This is a genomic window from Mucilaginibacter sp. (assembly GCF_035492695.1).
GTDB lineage: Bacteria > Bacteroidota > Bacteroidia > Sphingobacteriales > Sphingobacteriaceae > Mucilaginibacter.
The window spans coordinates 162,497-177,405 of record NZ_DATJJC010000015.1 but is presented as its reverse complement, the minus strand read 5'-3'; the positions used below and the strand labels follow the sequence as shown (position 1 = coordinate 177,405).

The 14,909-nt window shown below is 42.8% G+C and carries 16 protein-coding genes; 4 read left to right on the top strand and 12 right to left on the bottom strand.

The annotated features are described in order from the left end of the window. Positions 1-13: 13 nt before the first annotated feature. From VL525_RS10610 to VL525_RS10580, 7 genes are all read right to left on the bottom strand, one after another. The gene (locus tag VL525_RS10610; protein ID WP_325386223.1) at positions 14-862 is read right to left on the bottom strand and encodes a universal stress protein; all 849 of its coding nucleotides are present in this window, start codon (positions 860-862) and stop codon (positions 14-16) included. Positions 863-1,039: 177 nt separating this feature from the next. After that, the gene (gene prmA / locus VL525_RS10605) at positions 1,040-1,876 is read right to left on the bottom strand and encodes a 50S ribosomal protein L11 methyltransferase (protein ID WP_325386221.1); all 837 of its coding nucleotides are present in this window, start codon (positions 1,874-1,876) and stop codon (positions 1,040-1,042) included. Then, entirely contained in the window at positions 1,873-2,343 is a 471-nt protein-coding gene (locus VL525_RS10600) for a hypothetical protein (protein ID WP_325386219.1), read from the bottom strand. Before VL525_RS10600 ends, prmA begins: the two co-directional genes overlap by 4 nt. 108 nt (positions 2,344-2,451) lie before the next feature. Beyond that, positions 2,452-3,216, bottom strand: coding sequence for a triose-phosphate isomerase (gene tpiA / locus VL525_RS10595; RefSeq protein WP_325386217.1), 765 nt, complete (start codon positions 3,214-3,216; stop codon positions 2,452-2,454). Between the two features lie 138 nt (positions 3,217-3,354). Further along, positions 3,355-4,539 (bottom strand): GlmU family protein, encoded by a 1,185-nt coding sequence (locus VL525_RS10590; protein WP_325386215.1) that lies wholly within the window; start codon positions 4,537-4,539, stop codon positions 3,355-3,357. Between the two features lie 68 nt (positions 4,540-4,607). Continuing rightward, positions 4,608-4,856, bottom strand: a complete 249-nt coding sequence (locus tag VL525_RS10585) for a type B 50S ribosomal protein L31 (RefSeq protein WP_325386213.1) — start codon at positions 4,854-4,856, stop codon at positions 4,608-4,610. Positions 4,857-5,145: 289 nt separating this feature from the next. Continuing rightward, positions 5,146-7,599 (bottom strand): TonB-dependent receptor domain-containing protein, encoded by a 2,454-nt coding sequence (locus VL525_RS10580; RefSeq protein WP_325386211.1) that lies wholly within the window; start codon positions 7,597-7,599, stop codon positions 5,146-5,148. Between the two features lie 228 nt (positions 7,600-7,827). Here VL525_RS10580 and VL525_RS10575 point away from each other — a divergent pair, with 228 nt between their 5' ends. Both VL525_RS10575 and VL525_RS10570 read left to right on the top strand, forming a co-directional pair. Further along, positions 7,828-8,961 (top strand): sensor histidine kinase, encoded by a 1,134-nt coding sequence (locus VL525_RS10575; protein WP_325386209.1) that lies wholly within the window; start codon positions 7,828-7,830, stop codon positions 8,959-8,961. Between the two features lie 2 nt (positions 8,962-8,963). Then, positions 8,964-9,707 (top strand): LytTR family DNA-binding domain-containing protein, encoded by a 744-nt coding sequence (locus VL525_RS10570; RefSeq protein ID WP_325386207.1) that lies wholly within the window; start codon positions 8,964-8,966, stop codon positions 9,705-9,707. Here the strand turns inward: VL525_RS10570 and VL525_RS10565 are convergent. The 4 genes from VL525_RS10565 to VL525_RS10550 form a co-directional block, all read right to left on the bottom strand. Further along, a complete protein-coding gene (locus tag VL525_RS10565) occupies positions 9,700-10,194 on the bottom strand; it encodes an isoprenylcysteine carboxyl methyltransferase family protein (RefSeq protein WP_325386205.1) in 495 nt (164 codons plus the stop codon). The two genes, VL525_RS10570 and VL525_RS10565, sit on opposite strands and share 8 nt — an antisense overlap. A gap of 116 nt (positions 10,195-10,310) precedes the next feature. Next, positions 10,311-11,366 (bottom strand): type III polyketide synthase, encoded by a 1,056-nt coding sequence (locus VL525_RS10560; protein WP_325386203.1) that lies wholly within the window; start codon positions 11,364-11,366, stop codon positions 10,311-10,313. Between the two features lie 187 nt (positions 11,367-11,553). Continuing rightward, the gene (locus VL525_RS10555) at positions 11,554-12,678 is read right to left on the bottom strand and encodes an acyltransferase family protein (protein ID WP_325386201.1); all 1,125 of its coding nucleotides are present in this window, start codon (positions 12,676-12,678) and stop codon (positions 11,554-11,556) included. Positions 12,679-12,800: 122 nt separating this feature from the next. Continuing rightward, the gene (locus VL525_RS10550; protein WP_325386199.1) at positions 12,801-13,079 is read right to left on the bottom strand and encodes a hypothetical protein; all 279 of its coding nucleotides are present in this window, start codon (positions 13,077-13,079) and stop codon (positions 12,801-12,803) included. Positions 13,080-13,716: 637 nt separating this feature from the next. Between VL525_RS10550 and VL525_RS10545 the strand changes: the two genes are divergently transcribed. Further along, positions 13,717-14,013 (top strand): hypothetical protein, encoded by a 297-nt coding sequence (locus VL525_RS10545; RefSeq protein WP_325386197.1) that lies wholly within the window; start codon positions 13,717-13,719, stop codon positions 14,011-14,013. Here the strand turns inward: VL525_RS10545 and VL525_RS10540 are convergent, their stop codons facing one another. After that, positions 14,014-14,334: a hypothetical protein gene (locus tag VL525_RS10540; RefSeq protein WP_325386195.1), complete on the bottom strand. Its 321-nt coding sequence runs from the start codon at positions 14,332-14,334 to the stop codon at positions 14,014-14,016. Between the two features lie 143 nt (positions 14,335-14,477). On the opposite strand from VL525_RS10540, the gene VL525_RS10535 reads away from it, so the two are divergent. Further along, the gene (locus tag VL525_RS10535; protein ID WP_325386193.1) at positions 14,478-14,873 is read left to right on the top strand and encodes a response regulator; all 396 of its coding nucleotides are present in this window, start codon (positions 14,478-14,480) and stop codon (positions 14,871-14,873) included. The last annotated feature ends 36 nt before the right edge of the window (positions 14,874-14,909 follow it).

The following is a 14,909-nucleotide window of genomic DNA, read 5'->3' as shown; positions in this document are numbered from 1 at the left end:
TATGGCAATTTTCCTATTTCAGCAGCAACACCGGTACCGCTGATCTCACTGTCAGACCCTTGGATACACTATCATGAAGCAGCGACTGGAAAAAGCTGTATTTATGCGGCAAAGCAATAACCATTTGAGCACCATGCTTTTTAGCAAACCCCAATATACCATTGATAACATCATCCGACTCATTGTAATAGTATTTGGGATGATAATCTTTCAGCATCGTATGCAAAACCGATTCCTGGGCAAGTTGTTCCGGGTCTGCATTTTTATGCTTTGCCTGCCGGTCGATATTAACCACCAGCAGCTCGGCATCGTGCCTTTGTAAAAGCCGCTGCAAACCTTCGAGCGGGAACCTGTCTGTTATTTTTTGAAAATCACAAGCCATTACCACCCGCTTCACCGGTTCATAACAACAAGCCGGTGGTACCACAATAACAGGCGCAGGGCTTAGTTTGGATATATTAATAGCATTCAGGCCTACATGGCTCTCACATTCGTCGGTTGACCCGTTGCTGCCTATAATTACGATGTGTATGTTATCGTCGGCCAATGATTCAAGGACTGAGCGGGTAAGGGGTTGCCTGCTGACTTTGGTTTCAATTTCGACCCCCTCTCTGACAGTTTTGAGCAGTTTGCTTCGCAGGTGCTTTAATTGGCCAAGCCTTTCTTCTGCCTCCGCTTCTGTTTCTTCCTCGGTTATGATAACCATATCAGGCGTAGGTAAAACACTTTGATAAAGCGAAACATAATAGGAATGCAACAATAAAATAAGCTTGACATCGGTTTGCCTGCTCAGCAGCGCGGCGTATTCGGCGGCATGTACAGATGTTGCCGAAAAATCAACAGGTACAATATAAGTTTTCATCAGAACATCATTTAGGTCGACTTTACTCCAGGCTATTTTATCCAAAAAGTAAATTCATATAAAACGTTACAGACGGTGCGGTTTACAATTGTCAGTTATAACATATATTATAACGCCAGAAATTGCAACTTGTGTTTCAGTAAGAAAGATAAGAAAAAATGTGCAGTAAGTCGGGGTCTATTTGCTGAATTTTGCAGCTACCCAGTCTTTGGTCTGTTGATGGTTAACATACGTTAAACCATATTTGGACGCTTCATCTTTAATGATCTCCAAATCGGGACTTTCATAAAAGCCACTGAAATAAATATCACCGCCTGGCTTTAATACCCATGCATAACGGTCCATCTGGTCAATCAGGATGTTCCGGTTAATATTAGCAAGGATGATGTCGAACTGTTCTATCGGAATAGCTTCCTTTGAGCCGCAGAATACCCTGATGTGCCCGCAATTGTTCAATTGGGCATTTTCCAGCGTGCTGTCGTAACAAGCAATATCGTTGTCTACCGCGGCCAGGCTCGAAGCACCCAGCTTTTCAGCAAGGATAGCTAAAATACCTGTTCCGCAACCCATGTCCAACACTTTCTTACCCTTGAAATCAGCGTCCAGCATCATGTCCATCATCATGGAGGTGGTTTCGTGGTGACCAGTACCGAAGGCCATCTTTGGGTCGATCACGATTTCGTATGGAAACTCCGGTTTAGGCTGATGAAAGGTGGCACGCACCCACACTTTATCCCTTATCTGTATCGGCTCAAAATTGCTTTCCCATACCTCGTTCCAATTCTTTTGCGGGATAAGGTTGATCTCATAACTAAAGCTGAATTGCGGACGAAAAACTGCTATCTTCTCGTCCATCAATGCCTTATTAAATTCAGCTTCGGAAATATAAGCCTTAAACCCGAATTCAGCTTCCTCGAAGGTGTCAAAACCGATATCGGCCAATTCATTTATCAACAGGTCCTGCTGATAGTTTTCGGGTTCGATCAAAGTAAAATGGAGTTCGTAGTAATTCATTCTGTTGGTTCAATATCCTTTTTTTCTGCGTCCTGGTCCAGCCGTACATTTAATAACGACATCACCAGGATATTCATTACCCAGTAAACGATCTGTATACTCGTCATGAAAATGATTAGTTTCAGTAAATGATAATAGCCCGAACGTTGTTCCCATATAATATAACTAATCCCAAAGGCGAATAATAGGCAAATAAAACATAAAATGAAAAAAGCGGCCAGCTTCGCCCCAATGCCTTTGATCTTCACTTTATACCAAACCGGGACAATGATGAGGAATTGAGTCAGCAGACCGACAACAAATAACAACGGCCAGAAGAAACGATAGTAAGCCATAAAACTTCTCACCGTCCCTTCGCCCATCTCATCAGTTCTCAGCGTGTAATATTCCGAACTATACCTCACCGCAATAAAAAGCACTGTAAAGCCTATCAACGGTGGCAACAGAACTTTCAGGAACTTTCTCATCTGATAGGAGATTTGAGATTCGAGATATAAGATTGATCAGCGGACGTTATTGTCAATTTTGACTTCGTACTACAACTCATATCTCAAATCTCACGTGCCGCATCCAAATTAATTGAACACCTTCACAATATCCAGGAAATCACGCGATTTCAAAGAAGCACCGCCGATTAAACCGCCGTCGATATCACCCTGCGCAAAAAGTTCGCCGGCATTTTTGGGGTTGCAACTGCCGCCATAAAGAATAGTGGTATTATCTGCCACTTCCTGCCCATATTTCGCCGCGATCTCCTTACGGATAAACACATGTATCTCCTGCGCTTGTGCCGATGTTGCTGTAACACCGGTACCTATGGCCCAAACAGGCTCATAAGCAATCACCACCTGTGCAAATTGTGCAGCATCAAGGTGAAATACACCTTCCGCCAATTGCGTTTTGATAATGCCGAAATGCTCATTCGCTTCGCGCTCCTGCAAGGTTTCGCCTATACAGAAGATCGGTTTTAGTGAATTCTTTAACGCGGTGTCCGTTTTTTTTGCCAGCAATTCGTTTGTTTCACCAAAATACTGGCGGCGTTCCGAGTGACCCAGGATAACATATTCCGCGCCGGTTGAATGGATCATCTTTGCCGACGTTTCGCCCGTGTAAGCACCAGATTCGGCCTGGTGGGCATTTTGCGCGCCTATGGACACCTTTGTATTTGATTTTGCCAGTTGAGCAAGACTATGCAGGTGAATAAACGGACTGCAAACCACCACATGCTGCTTACCGGTAACTTCATCATGTACCATATTTACTACTTCCGAAAAAAGGGATAAACCTTCTTCGTAATCCATGTTCATCTTCCAGTTACCGGCAACAATTTTTTTTCTCATGAGTATTTAGTTGTTGAATTATCGATTGATTGAATTATTGATTGTTTATTCTGGTTACCTTAATATACCTTTTGTTGACCACTGTTATTAATTATCGATATCCTTATTCAATAAATCAATAATTCAGTAAATCAACAATTAAAATCTTCTGAACTCTTCCGTCAGTTCAAAAACCTTCTTCAGTATGTCCTGCTCCACCTCGTTAAATTCCCTGTCGTCCCGCCGCTCGAAAACCTTTTCTGTTGTCTCAAACGCCTTCTTCAGGGTATATACCTCATAACCATGTGCGCCGCCCCACGAAAAGTCGGGTACAAAATTACGCGGGAAACCCGCCCCAAACACATTAGCGCTTACCCCTACCACCGTACCTGTATTGAACATGGTGTTGATGGCACATTTGGCATGATCGGCCATGATCAACCCGCAAAATTGCAACCCTGTTTTACGAAAGCGCTGCGTGGTATAATCCCACAACTTCACCTCGGCATAATTATTCTTTAGGTTCGAGTTATTGCTGTCGGCGCCAATATTGCACCATTCGCCTAATACCGAGTTACCGAGGTACCCCTCATGTCCTTTGGACGAATAGCCCCAGATAACTGCATTATTGATCTCGCCGCCAACACGGCAATACGGACCAATAGTAGTAGCACCATATACCTTGGCACCCATTTTCACCTGCGAATGCTCACAAAGCGCAAACCCGCCGCGTATGTGGCAGCCTTCCCAAACCTCGGCGCCGGCACCCAGGTAAATAGGCCCTCGTGCGGTGTTAAACGTGGAGCATTCGGCAACTGCCCCTTCCTCTGCAAAAAAATCGTTGCCCAATATCGTATTGGTATTGCTAATGGAGGCGCTTGTACGGCCTTTGGTCAGCAATTGAAAATCTTTACGAAGTTCGATATCATTCAGCCTGAATACATCTTCGGGGTATTTGATCATTAGCGGCTCGCCGTCATAATTTACTTCGCTGCCAAAATCGGTGGACGGATCAAAGCTTTCCGCGTCCGACTGAGAAAGTTTCACAGCCAGCAATTGGCCGTTATATTTCAATGCCTCGTCGCCGTGCAATTCATATATGGCTTCAAGCAATTGTTCATCGGGGCAAACGGCCCCATTGATAAACAGGTTTCTATCTTCGGTTTTCTGTGGGAATTTTTCGGCCAGGTAAGCCTCGGTATGGTAGGAAAAGTCGATACCAATGTGTTTGCTCCATTTTTCTGCTATCGTCAGTATCCCGATCCGCAGGTTAGCTACCGGGCGGGTATAAGTTAAAGGCAGCAGTGTTTGGTGCGCTTTATCGTCAAAAAGGATGATAGACATGGTGCAAAAATAAAAAAAGTCCCCCGATGTATCGGGAGACCTTCAAATAATTTATCAATAACAACAAATTACTTTTTGTTGTAACGGGTGCGGAATTTGTCGATACGTCCTGCAGTATCTACCAGTTTCATCTTACCAGTGTAGAAAGGGTGCGAGGTGTGCGAGATTTCGAGTTTCACTAACGGATACTCATTGCCATCTTCCCATTTCACTGATTCACGGGTATCGATGCAAGATTTGGTTAAAAAAGAGTAGTCGTTAGACATGTCTTTGAAAACAACTAACCTATAATTTTTTGGATGCAGATCTTTTTTCATTGTTATGTATTCTCCTAAAAGAGGGGCAAATATACCATTATAAATTAAAATTAAAAAGTAAAACTCAAAAAAATCAGCACCCTTAATCAACATCTTTATAAAAATTAAGTGACTGATTATGAGACACAAAGCGGATTTATCTAAAAAACATGGTAAAAACTATAACCTTGCCAACTTTAGGTGCGTACAAGTACGTGGTTAATAAATAAGAGATTAATACTTTTAATTGGTTTGAAGAATGGTTAAATCCCCGGTAGTGAATGGCCGGGGATTTTTTATTTTCAAACATTTATAATCTGCCCTGTTCCTCCCCTGCTCCACTATCCCTCTTCTGTTGATTTTTAACTCCGTTTGAACCAAACGAATGGTAATAACTAAGCTTAATCATAGTGGCCACCCTCGACTCGCCATAGTAAATTACATGTACTTTGCTGTTAAATTCATCCGTAGTAAGCAGGCCTAAATCGCTGCTGTAGCTGCTGCCCCGGAAGATATCTGAAATCGTTAGCTTTAAACTACTTTTACCATCGCCAAATTCTTTCTTTATGCCCAGGTTAACGATTGTATTACTGTACGATCTCCAATTTGAACTATAGGAAGGCGAATTGTAATAGCCGGATAACTCGGCCGAAAAGCCACGCTGCAATTTAAAGTTCTCGCTGAAATTAAATGAACCGGCTAAAAAGGTTTTCTCAAATGGATGAGGAGTGAATGATATCCTGTATTGCCTTACCCCCCCTGTAAAAGTATAATTCATATCCCACCAACCAGTCATTTTTACAGGTATGGTCGCCTGTAGGGTGATTGAGTTTTGCCAGTCAGCATTCTCGGACCTTAAATAAACCACACCATCTACCGGACCGGTTGTAACTTGGGTCCCCAAAATAGGGTGATCATCCCGGCTGAACAACAACGAAAACAAGTAGTCATGAGTATTATAGCCAAATTTCAAATTACGGGTGACAGTAGGCTTCAACAGCGGGTTCCCTGTAAAAACCGATAGCGGGTCGTTATAGCTAACGTAGGATGTCAGGGCGTCGTACGAAGGCCTCGTAATGCGTTCGGTGTATGAAGCCTGCAAGGATGAATTATCATTTATTTTCCTGGTGAAAAATATCGAAGGGAAAAGTCGGGATAATTTGCGGTCTATCCTGTAATTAGCATCGGCTGATTTATCTGTATAATTATGTGAATACTCATACCGTGCGCCTGCGACCAGGGTTGTAGCCGAATCAAGCTGCATGTTAAAAGTGAGGTAACCTGCGCTGATCGCCTCATAGGTAATAAAGTTATTGGCCCTCCCTACAATGTTGGGCACCCAAACACCGTTCTCCAGATTCTCGATGCCAGAACGGGCGTTAGTACGGCTATAGGTTGCTTTGCCACCGGCTTCAAGCTTAATTTTCTTATTCAGTTGCTTCGAATAGTCGATTTTGCCGATCAATACATTTATCAGCGTGTTACCAAAATCGCGCTGTATGGGCGAAAACAGACTGTCACCATTCCCTGCCTGATTACCCTGGTCATCGGTAAAGGAGCTTTGCGACTTGGAGAGTGACCTTGTATTATAATACAGGTAGTCTATATCGGCGCGAATTTTTTGCTTACCTGCCAGGTCTTTATCAAAGTACAAATTAGCGACTGCAATACCGGCGTGGCTGGAATTATTAAAAAGCGAATTATAAGTAAGCACTGAATCACGGAACAGGTAATAGCCATAATTATGGGGATGATTTGTATTGCCGCCGCCCCAATAGTTAACGCTGGCGCCAATGGTGGTTCCGGTGTCAAGTTTTATATCTGCACCCAATGTACCATCGTAATAGTTAGAAACCGGCCTGCTGATACCGGTATAACTGAAATCGGTTTGTCCGCCTAATATGGATGCAATCTCGGAGCCGGCTGCATTGAGGTGTCCATAGTCATGATCGTGCCAGTAGGAATAGTACCCATACAGGTTAACCTTACCTGTATTGTGATTGATATTAAGCGCAGCCGAAGCCTTTTCATACATACCATAGCCTCCGGTGAGTGTTACTGAACCATTCGTCCCGCGCTTTTTGCTCTTTTTGGTCACGATATTAATGATACCTGCATTACCTTCGGCGTCATATTTGGCCGGCGGCGTATTCATCAATTCTATCTTGTCGATATTATCCGCGCTCATGCTGCCCAGCAGCGTGATCAATTGTTCCATCGACATACGCATCAGCCGTCCATCCATCATCACCAGTATGCCTGTTTTTCCATTAAGTGAGATGGTGTTGTTGTGCTGATCAAGAATGACACCAGGCGACCGCTGCAATACGTCCAGTATTGAACTGCCTTTTGTCATAAGGCTGTTTTGCACATTCACAGTAACCCCTTCGGCCGTCTGCTGTATCTGGGGCTTGTCTCCACGGATCACTACTTCGTTTAATTGCTTGCCGTTCGGTTTCATTACCAGGCGACCAAGGTCTGCATTTTGTCCCCGGCTTATATCAAAAACTGCCGATCTGTAGGTTTGATATCCAACCGCAGTTATGCGCATAAAATATTTTCCCGGCTGTGCTCCATCTATACGAAATATGCCGGTATCATTTACCGTAGCTGAATTTATTATAGCGCTATCAGCTGATCGCAAAAGCGCGGCAGTTGCAAACTGGACCGGTCTGCCTGCTGTATCGGTAACGCGGCCCGACACCTGCCCGAAAGCGCCGGCTGCAATAAGAAGATATAACAAGCAGATGATGAAAGATCTCATATGTGTGTGTTTAGTCAAAAGAACCACTCTCAATCCGGACAGAAAAACCCGATTGACGAGCGCCGGTACCCTCTTGATGAAATGCAGAAATGGAAAGATTTTGATGAGAAAAAGTAATCGGAGCAAACAAGCTACAGGATATACTTTGCCAAATGCATTTGGTCAATTATTCGGTGCCGTTCATCTGAAATGCGAATAAATATCAGCCAATTGATCTAAATTAGCATCATGGCGTTTGTTCCCTCTAAACAGAACTGGTTCGTCCGGTACAAGTTGTATCACATCCCTTTTTGGCTACTGTACAACTACATTTTTTGGGCGCTGTATACCGGCAGCCTTTATGAGGCAGCCCATGAACAATTTTTTTCTGTCTTTTGGGCCAAAAGTCTTTTCTATACCATCTTTCCCGCGTTAGCAGTATATTTCAACTTGTATTTCCTTATCCCTCGTTACCTGCAAACAGGGCGTTATGGTTGGTATGTCCTTTTCCTGGTATTAATTATTATTGCCTCTTCGTCGCTTATTGTGCCGGGGTACTATATCACATCCTGGCTGGATGGCACTAATGCGCAAAAAAAGTTTGGCATTACCAGCGACTGGAATGGATTCTACCAGGCGGTTAGGACAGAACCTGTGAAATCCACTATAGCTGCTATTACGCTGGGCATGAGCATCAAGCTGACCAAAAACTGGCTTGAAACGCAAAAACGCCAGCGGGCGCTGGAAAAGGAGAAGCTGGAGACCGAACTAAAATTCCTGAAATATCAGTTCAACCCACATTTCCTGTTCAATAGCATCAATTCCATTTTTTTCCTGATCCATAAAAATCCGGATATGGCATCGGCATCGCTGGCCAAGTTTTCCGACCTGCTCAGGCACCAGCTTTATGAATCGAACGACAGCCTGATCCCTCTGAAAAAAGAGATCGATTATCTCGAAAACTTTATCGAATTGGAGAAATTACGTCAAAGCCCTGATCTGACAACTGAATTTAATATCAACGATGATTATTCGCCTGGCCTTGGCATAGCGCCGTTTATCCTGATGACTTTTGTAGAGAACGCATTTAAACACGTATCCAAGCATAAGAACAGCCCAAACTGGATAAAGATGGACCTTAAGATCGACAGACTGGCTTTGAAAATGCACATTGCCAACAGCAGGGCCGATAATGACTCGCAACAGGCGATCCATTACGGCGGCATTGGCTTGAAAAATGTGCAGCGCCGGCTGGCCCTGCTGTATCCCGAACGATATCAACTGGATATACAACAAACTGAGGGTGACTTCAAGGTAATCCTTGAGTTGGAACTGTCCGAAGTTGCTGTTAATCCTTCGCTTGAATTTATGGAAAAACAATGATAATGAATTGTGTAATTGTAGACGACGAACCTTTGGCCCGTGAGGGTTTAGCCAACTATGTGCGGGAGGTTGATTTCCTGAATTTGACCGGCGTTTGTGAAAATCCGCTCGAACTGCTGCCGCTATTTGATAAAAATACTATCGACCTGGTATTTCTCGATATACAAATGCCTAAAATGAACGGGATCGAATTCCTGAAGATCATGCAAAAGCCCCCCATGGTGGTAATTACTACGGCCTACCCCTCCTATGCACTCGAGGGTTTCCAGCTCAATGTACTCGATTACCTGCTCAAACCAATAACGTTCGAACGTTTTTTCAAGGCGGCAAGCAAAGCACGGGACTATCATCGTTTGCTTATGAAACCGGCAGGAGAAACGAGTATATCTCCGCCTAACGACGATTACTTTTTCATCAAATGCGGCAATAAATATGAGAAAATACCTTTTGAAGACATCCTGTATGTGGAGGGTATGCAAAACTACATCAATATCTATACCGCAAAGGGCAAGTTCATGACGATATTGTCATTGAAAAACCTGGAAGAAAACCTGGATCAGCGGGCCTTTATCCGCGTACATAAATCTTATATCGTGGCCATCAGCAAAATCGACAGTATCGAAGGCAACGAAATATTTATCCGGGATCAGTGTATTCCCATCAGCCGCAATTATCGCCAGCAAGTGATAGACCAGGTGGTCAACAAAAAACTGTGGGACAATGTCAAAAAGCGAATATCTAATTAGCCCAAACCTTGTTCTCAACCCGTATCCTCACCGTCAGCATAATCGCATTTAAGATAGTGAAGATCGCTGCGGTATAATACAAATGAAACACGAGCGGAATAATGGCTATCTCGCATACTACATCGGCATAATTTGGATGCTTGAACAGTTTGTACGGGCCTTTTTTTATCGGCCCTGCACCGGGTACACGATATATTTTTGTATTCCAGTAGGTGCCCAGCGAGTTTAAAACCCAAAACTTGAAGGCCAATAGTAAAATGACCAGGGCAAGAAAAATATAGCTCAAAGTATGGGGATCACCTGCTAAATAATACTCTCCTATCAGCGAAAAGATGAACGCTGTATGCATCCCTACCATGAACGGGTAATGCCCGCGCCCATATTCAACGGCGCCTTTTGACAGCAGCCACTTTTCGTTCCGTCTGGAAATGTACAGTTCTGTCAAACGTTGTATGATGAGAAAAGAAATGAACAGGATGAAATACATGTTTTAGTCCGAAAGTCCGCATAAGTCGGACAGTTCGCAAGTTTTAAAGTAAGATTAATCAATATCAAATAAGCAAATCATCTTCCGGACTTATGCGGACTTCCGGACTTTCCGACTCAATTCCCCATCTCCAGCAAGACCATTTCGCTCGAAAAGCCCGGTCCCATCGCCATCATCAATCCATAACCACCCTCAAAGCCCTCGTTCATAAAACGCTCCAGCACATATAACACCGTTACACTTGACATATTACCGTAGTTGTTCATCACCACACGTGAGTTTTGAAGAAAATCACCTTCCACATCCAATGCATCCGTATACGCCTCCAGTACCTTTTTCCCCCCTGGATGAAAGATGAAGTTTTTGATGTCATCTAGTTTCAAGCCCTGTTTTGATAAAAAGCCATCGATGTCGCTACGCACGTTTTGATTGATAAAAGTAGGGATGTCCTTCGAAAAAAGCACTTTGAAACCATTGTTGGTGAAATCCCAGCCCATTACTTCCAATGAATCATAATACAATTTGCTGCTGGCTGATTTATATCGCACCCGGTTATCCCCAATATGATTATCGCCCATTACCAGGCAAGCCGCAATCCCATCTGAAAATAAACTCGACCCTACAAAGTTACTGGTGCTGTAATCATCGCGCAAAACGGTCAGCGAACATAATTCTACAGCCACCAAAAGCACAATAGCGTTTGGATTTGCTATCGCGATGGCATTCGACTTTGCCATGCCGGATACTCCACCCGCGCAACCCAGGCCGAATATAGGCATACGGTTAATATGCGGATCGAGCCGCATCCGGTTAATGATCAGTGCGTCCATACTTGGGGTGGCAAGGCCCGTAGTTGATATAAATACGATATCAGTAATATCTTCCTTGCTAATATTAGCTCTTTCTATACATTCTTCTATCGCCTCAACCGAATATTTCAAAGTAGTTTCCAAATATTGGTTATTCCGGTCCTCGAATGTCGACGGGGCCATGTAATACCCTAAGGGCTTACAGAAATTACGGGTAACAATCTGCGTGTTATCAAAAACATCCATCAGCCGTTCCATGTGTGGCGACCGGCTGGTAAAAGCAATACGCGCCTGCTCTTTTACCGCCTGCTGGTCGGTCCGGCATGGGAGGTCTACTTTAGATACTGATGCTATATAAGGCATAATAAGTTTAGTGGATAATGAATATACTGTATAATGGAAAGTAGCGGCCGATAGTTTTAAAAAAAGCAAGAGCAGATACATCTAAATTACGCCATAGGGCAAACGGTGGTTGCCTGTGAAATTAAAAAGGCCCCTTACGGGGCCTTTTCGTGAGATTGAAAGATTTAGTTGATTTATATATGGTTAGTTAGACCCGGATGTAGATTTTTCGTTTATCTAATATATAACCCACCAGCCAGCAGGTAAGCATTACCGTTATCGCAAATAATAACGACCCTATTTTTCCGTGCGCCACAGATTGCCAAAAATTATCCACCCATTGAGGAACGCTTTTTCCGCCCAGTATCACCCAGGACAGAATGATAAGGATCAATTCAGAAACGATATAGACAAAAAGCGGATTCTTACCCACAACAGTAAAAAAGTTGGGCCAGTTTGCGGCTCTCCATTCCTTTATCTCAACAATAAAAATAAGGAATGATATAATAACCAGGTCGATACCCGTTGTAATAAAAACGAACGAACTTGTCCATAGTTTCTTATTGATCGGAAAAACAGCATCCCAGCATATTGCAATAAAGATAAAAAGACAACCAGTAAGTATTAATCTCGAAATAGTTTCATACCCTTTACCCTTTTCCTGTATAAACTTCCCTGCGTAAAAGCCTATGATAACGTTTACGATGGACGGTATGGTACTTAGTATACCTTCAGGATCAAAAGCCACACCTTCACCATGATACAGGTGGGCATCGCCCAACACCCATTTGTCCAGATAGGTACCTGCGTTCGTCAGCATACCAAGCGGGTTTGCAGGGTCGCCCCATACAAGCAGGATGACCCAGTACCCCACTAAAAAAACTCCCGAAAGGATATAGACCGAATTCTTTTTAAGGTAATGTACCATAAGCGATGCAAAACAGTAACATAATGCTATGCGCTGCAATACACCCATAATACGTGTTTCGCCGACCGGTCTCAAACTCCAGTGGCCGTTTTGAACATTGAAAAACGGGAACCAATACATCAGGTAACCTATCAGAAAAATAAGGATCGTTCTTTTAAATATCTTTCCAAGCACTGCGCTATTGCCCATCTGCTGATATTTTTTCATGGTAAAACTCATTGCATTACCAACTGCGAACAGGAAAGATGGAAAAACCAGGTCGGTAGGTGTAAAGCCATTCCACGCTGCGTGGTTCAATGGCCAGAATGCCCCATTACTTCCAGGGGTGTTTACAATGATCATGAAACAAATAGTCATTCCACGAAAAACATCGAGTGATAAAAATCTCGGTGAAGCGCTGGCCATAAATTAGGTTAGTTTACAGCCACAATGTGCAAATACTATTTTAATTTTACAAGAAAATAATAATACTTTTTAATTGTTTTTAAAAAGTATAAGAAATAGCCAGGCGATGAATCGGAATGAGATCAATCAAGATAGTCGGCAAGTTCGGGCTCATTGTATTCGCGGATGAACTGCACTATCTTGAATATCGTATCATAGTCAAGGTTCTTACTGCCGTTCCAGTCCCATTCAAATAATTCACCGTCAAATCTTATCTCCCCGGCACTTTCACCTGCTTCATAAAGGATGTAACGACCTGTCGGGAACAAGTCGCCGCCGCCTATCTCCTCATATATCGGCTCGATATGGATCAGCCGTTCATCGCCCTGCGTATCTAACTGATATTTAACCGGGTTAACCATAACATTAATTATTACACATTTAAGACTCAACGTATTTTGTTTTGTTTCAAGGATATTCTTTTATTCCTTAAAATTCATGGTTTTGATAAGGATAGATTTCCCCTTAAAAATATAAACATTGAATTGTAAAGCACGCAAAATTGTACTTCGTTCAATCAGGACCAATTAGCTTAAACTTATTCAGGTTATTTGCCGGGTTAAAAAGAATCGCCCGATACATTGTAGTAAACGGTCGCGCTAATTGTACCGCTTTATGCAGCCTAAATTAACGGGACGTTTTTCAATGGTAATTATATATTAAACATAATATTTAAACCTCAGATTTCCAAATATTAAACGCATATTTCCGAGCAAGCCGAAATGATCGGCGCAACGGCTCCCCCATCAACCGCTGACCTGACTTAAATATTTTTCTCCCCGCCCCACAATAAAAACGTCTATTGCTACCAGTGAACGGCTGCTGGCAAAAAGATGATACCTATCAGGTCGCCATCGCCTTTAGTTAATCAACATGAAAACCTTTGGCACAGGTATTTATAGTTTTCAACATATAAAAGTCCGCGACTGCTTGTCTGTTAATAAACCCAGCCTAATATGGTACATTTTTTGACAAGTGTTAATAAGAAATCAATTATAAATGCTGCCCACTAATTTTTATATTATCCAAACCGAAGCCGGTGATATGATCCGTGATGTCAAATCCATGTTACGTATCAGTATTCGCAGGCTTGAGGAGGCTTTTGAGCCGAATCCTACCGAACTCCAGTTCTACAGCAAATACAATGAAGGCCTTATTGTTTTCGAAACGGTGAATATTAAGGACTATTTAAGGCCTTTGGTGGCATCGGCATTACAGTGGTATGCCGAGCATATCGGCTATCCCGACATGCATATCAGCAGCCAGGACCCACGCCATTTGCTGAAAGCTGTGTAATTACAGCATTAGCAAATATTTCTCAAATTGTGGAATAAATTCATCAAACAGGGCGCAGCCACTTGCCTTTTCGTACCCGCCTTTTGTAAACGAAAAAATAATATAGCCGTTTTTTACACATTCCATATCATACTCCCAGTCGCCTATGTTCCAGGCCATAAAAAGGCTGCCCGATAACGTGGGCCTGAAACGTATATTTTTCTCCAGGTTCAGGTCATCTATGTAGTTTAGAACCTTCTCTGCATTGTTTTGGGCAATGTCGTTCGGCGCCTGTGCGTATACACTGGCCTTATTTATAACGGCGGTAATTTGCGGGTGCATTGGTTATAAAAATATATTATCAATACCTGTTGTATACGATAATATCATCAATAGGTTCACTTGCATATTGGTATAGCCTTTGCGTATAAATTAATACGTCACGCTATCAACCCAAAACTACTAACCTATTAAAGATCATCATCATGTGCAAAGTTGTTTTAATTGACGATAACCCCATTGATCATTATATTATGCGGACAATGTTGTATAATAATGACCTGTGCCAGCAAGCCACTTACACTTTTGATGGCAGCATGATCATTGAATATATGGAGGAACACCAGTCGGAAAGCAATCGTTTACCCGACGTGATATTTCTTGACCTGACCATGCCGGATTTTAGCGGATGGGATTTTCTTGAAAAATTTGAGCGGTTAAAAAATCACCTGAAGAAAAATATCGAATTATATGTAATGACATCATCCGTCCGCGAATCGGATAAGGAACGATCTATTAAATATGCCTGTGTAAACTCTTTTATCAGCAAGCCATTATCAAAGCAAATGCTGAACAGCATCTGCGGGCATGGGTACGCCTGACATTAACAGAATCCAAGCGAGTGATTATATTATAGT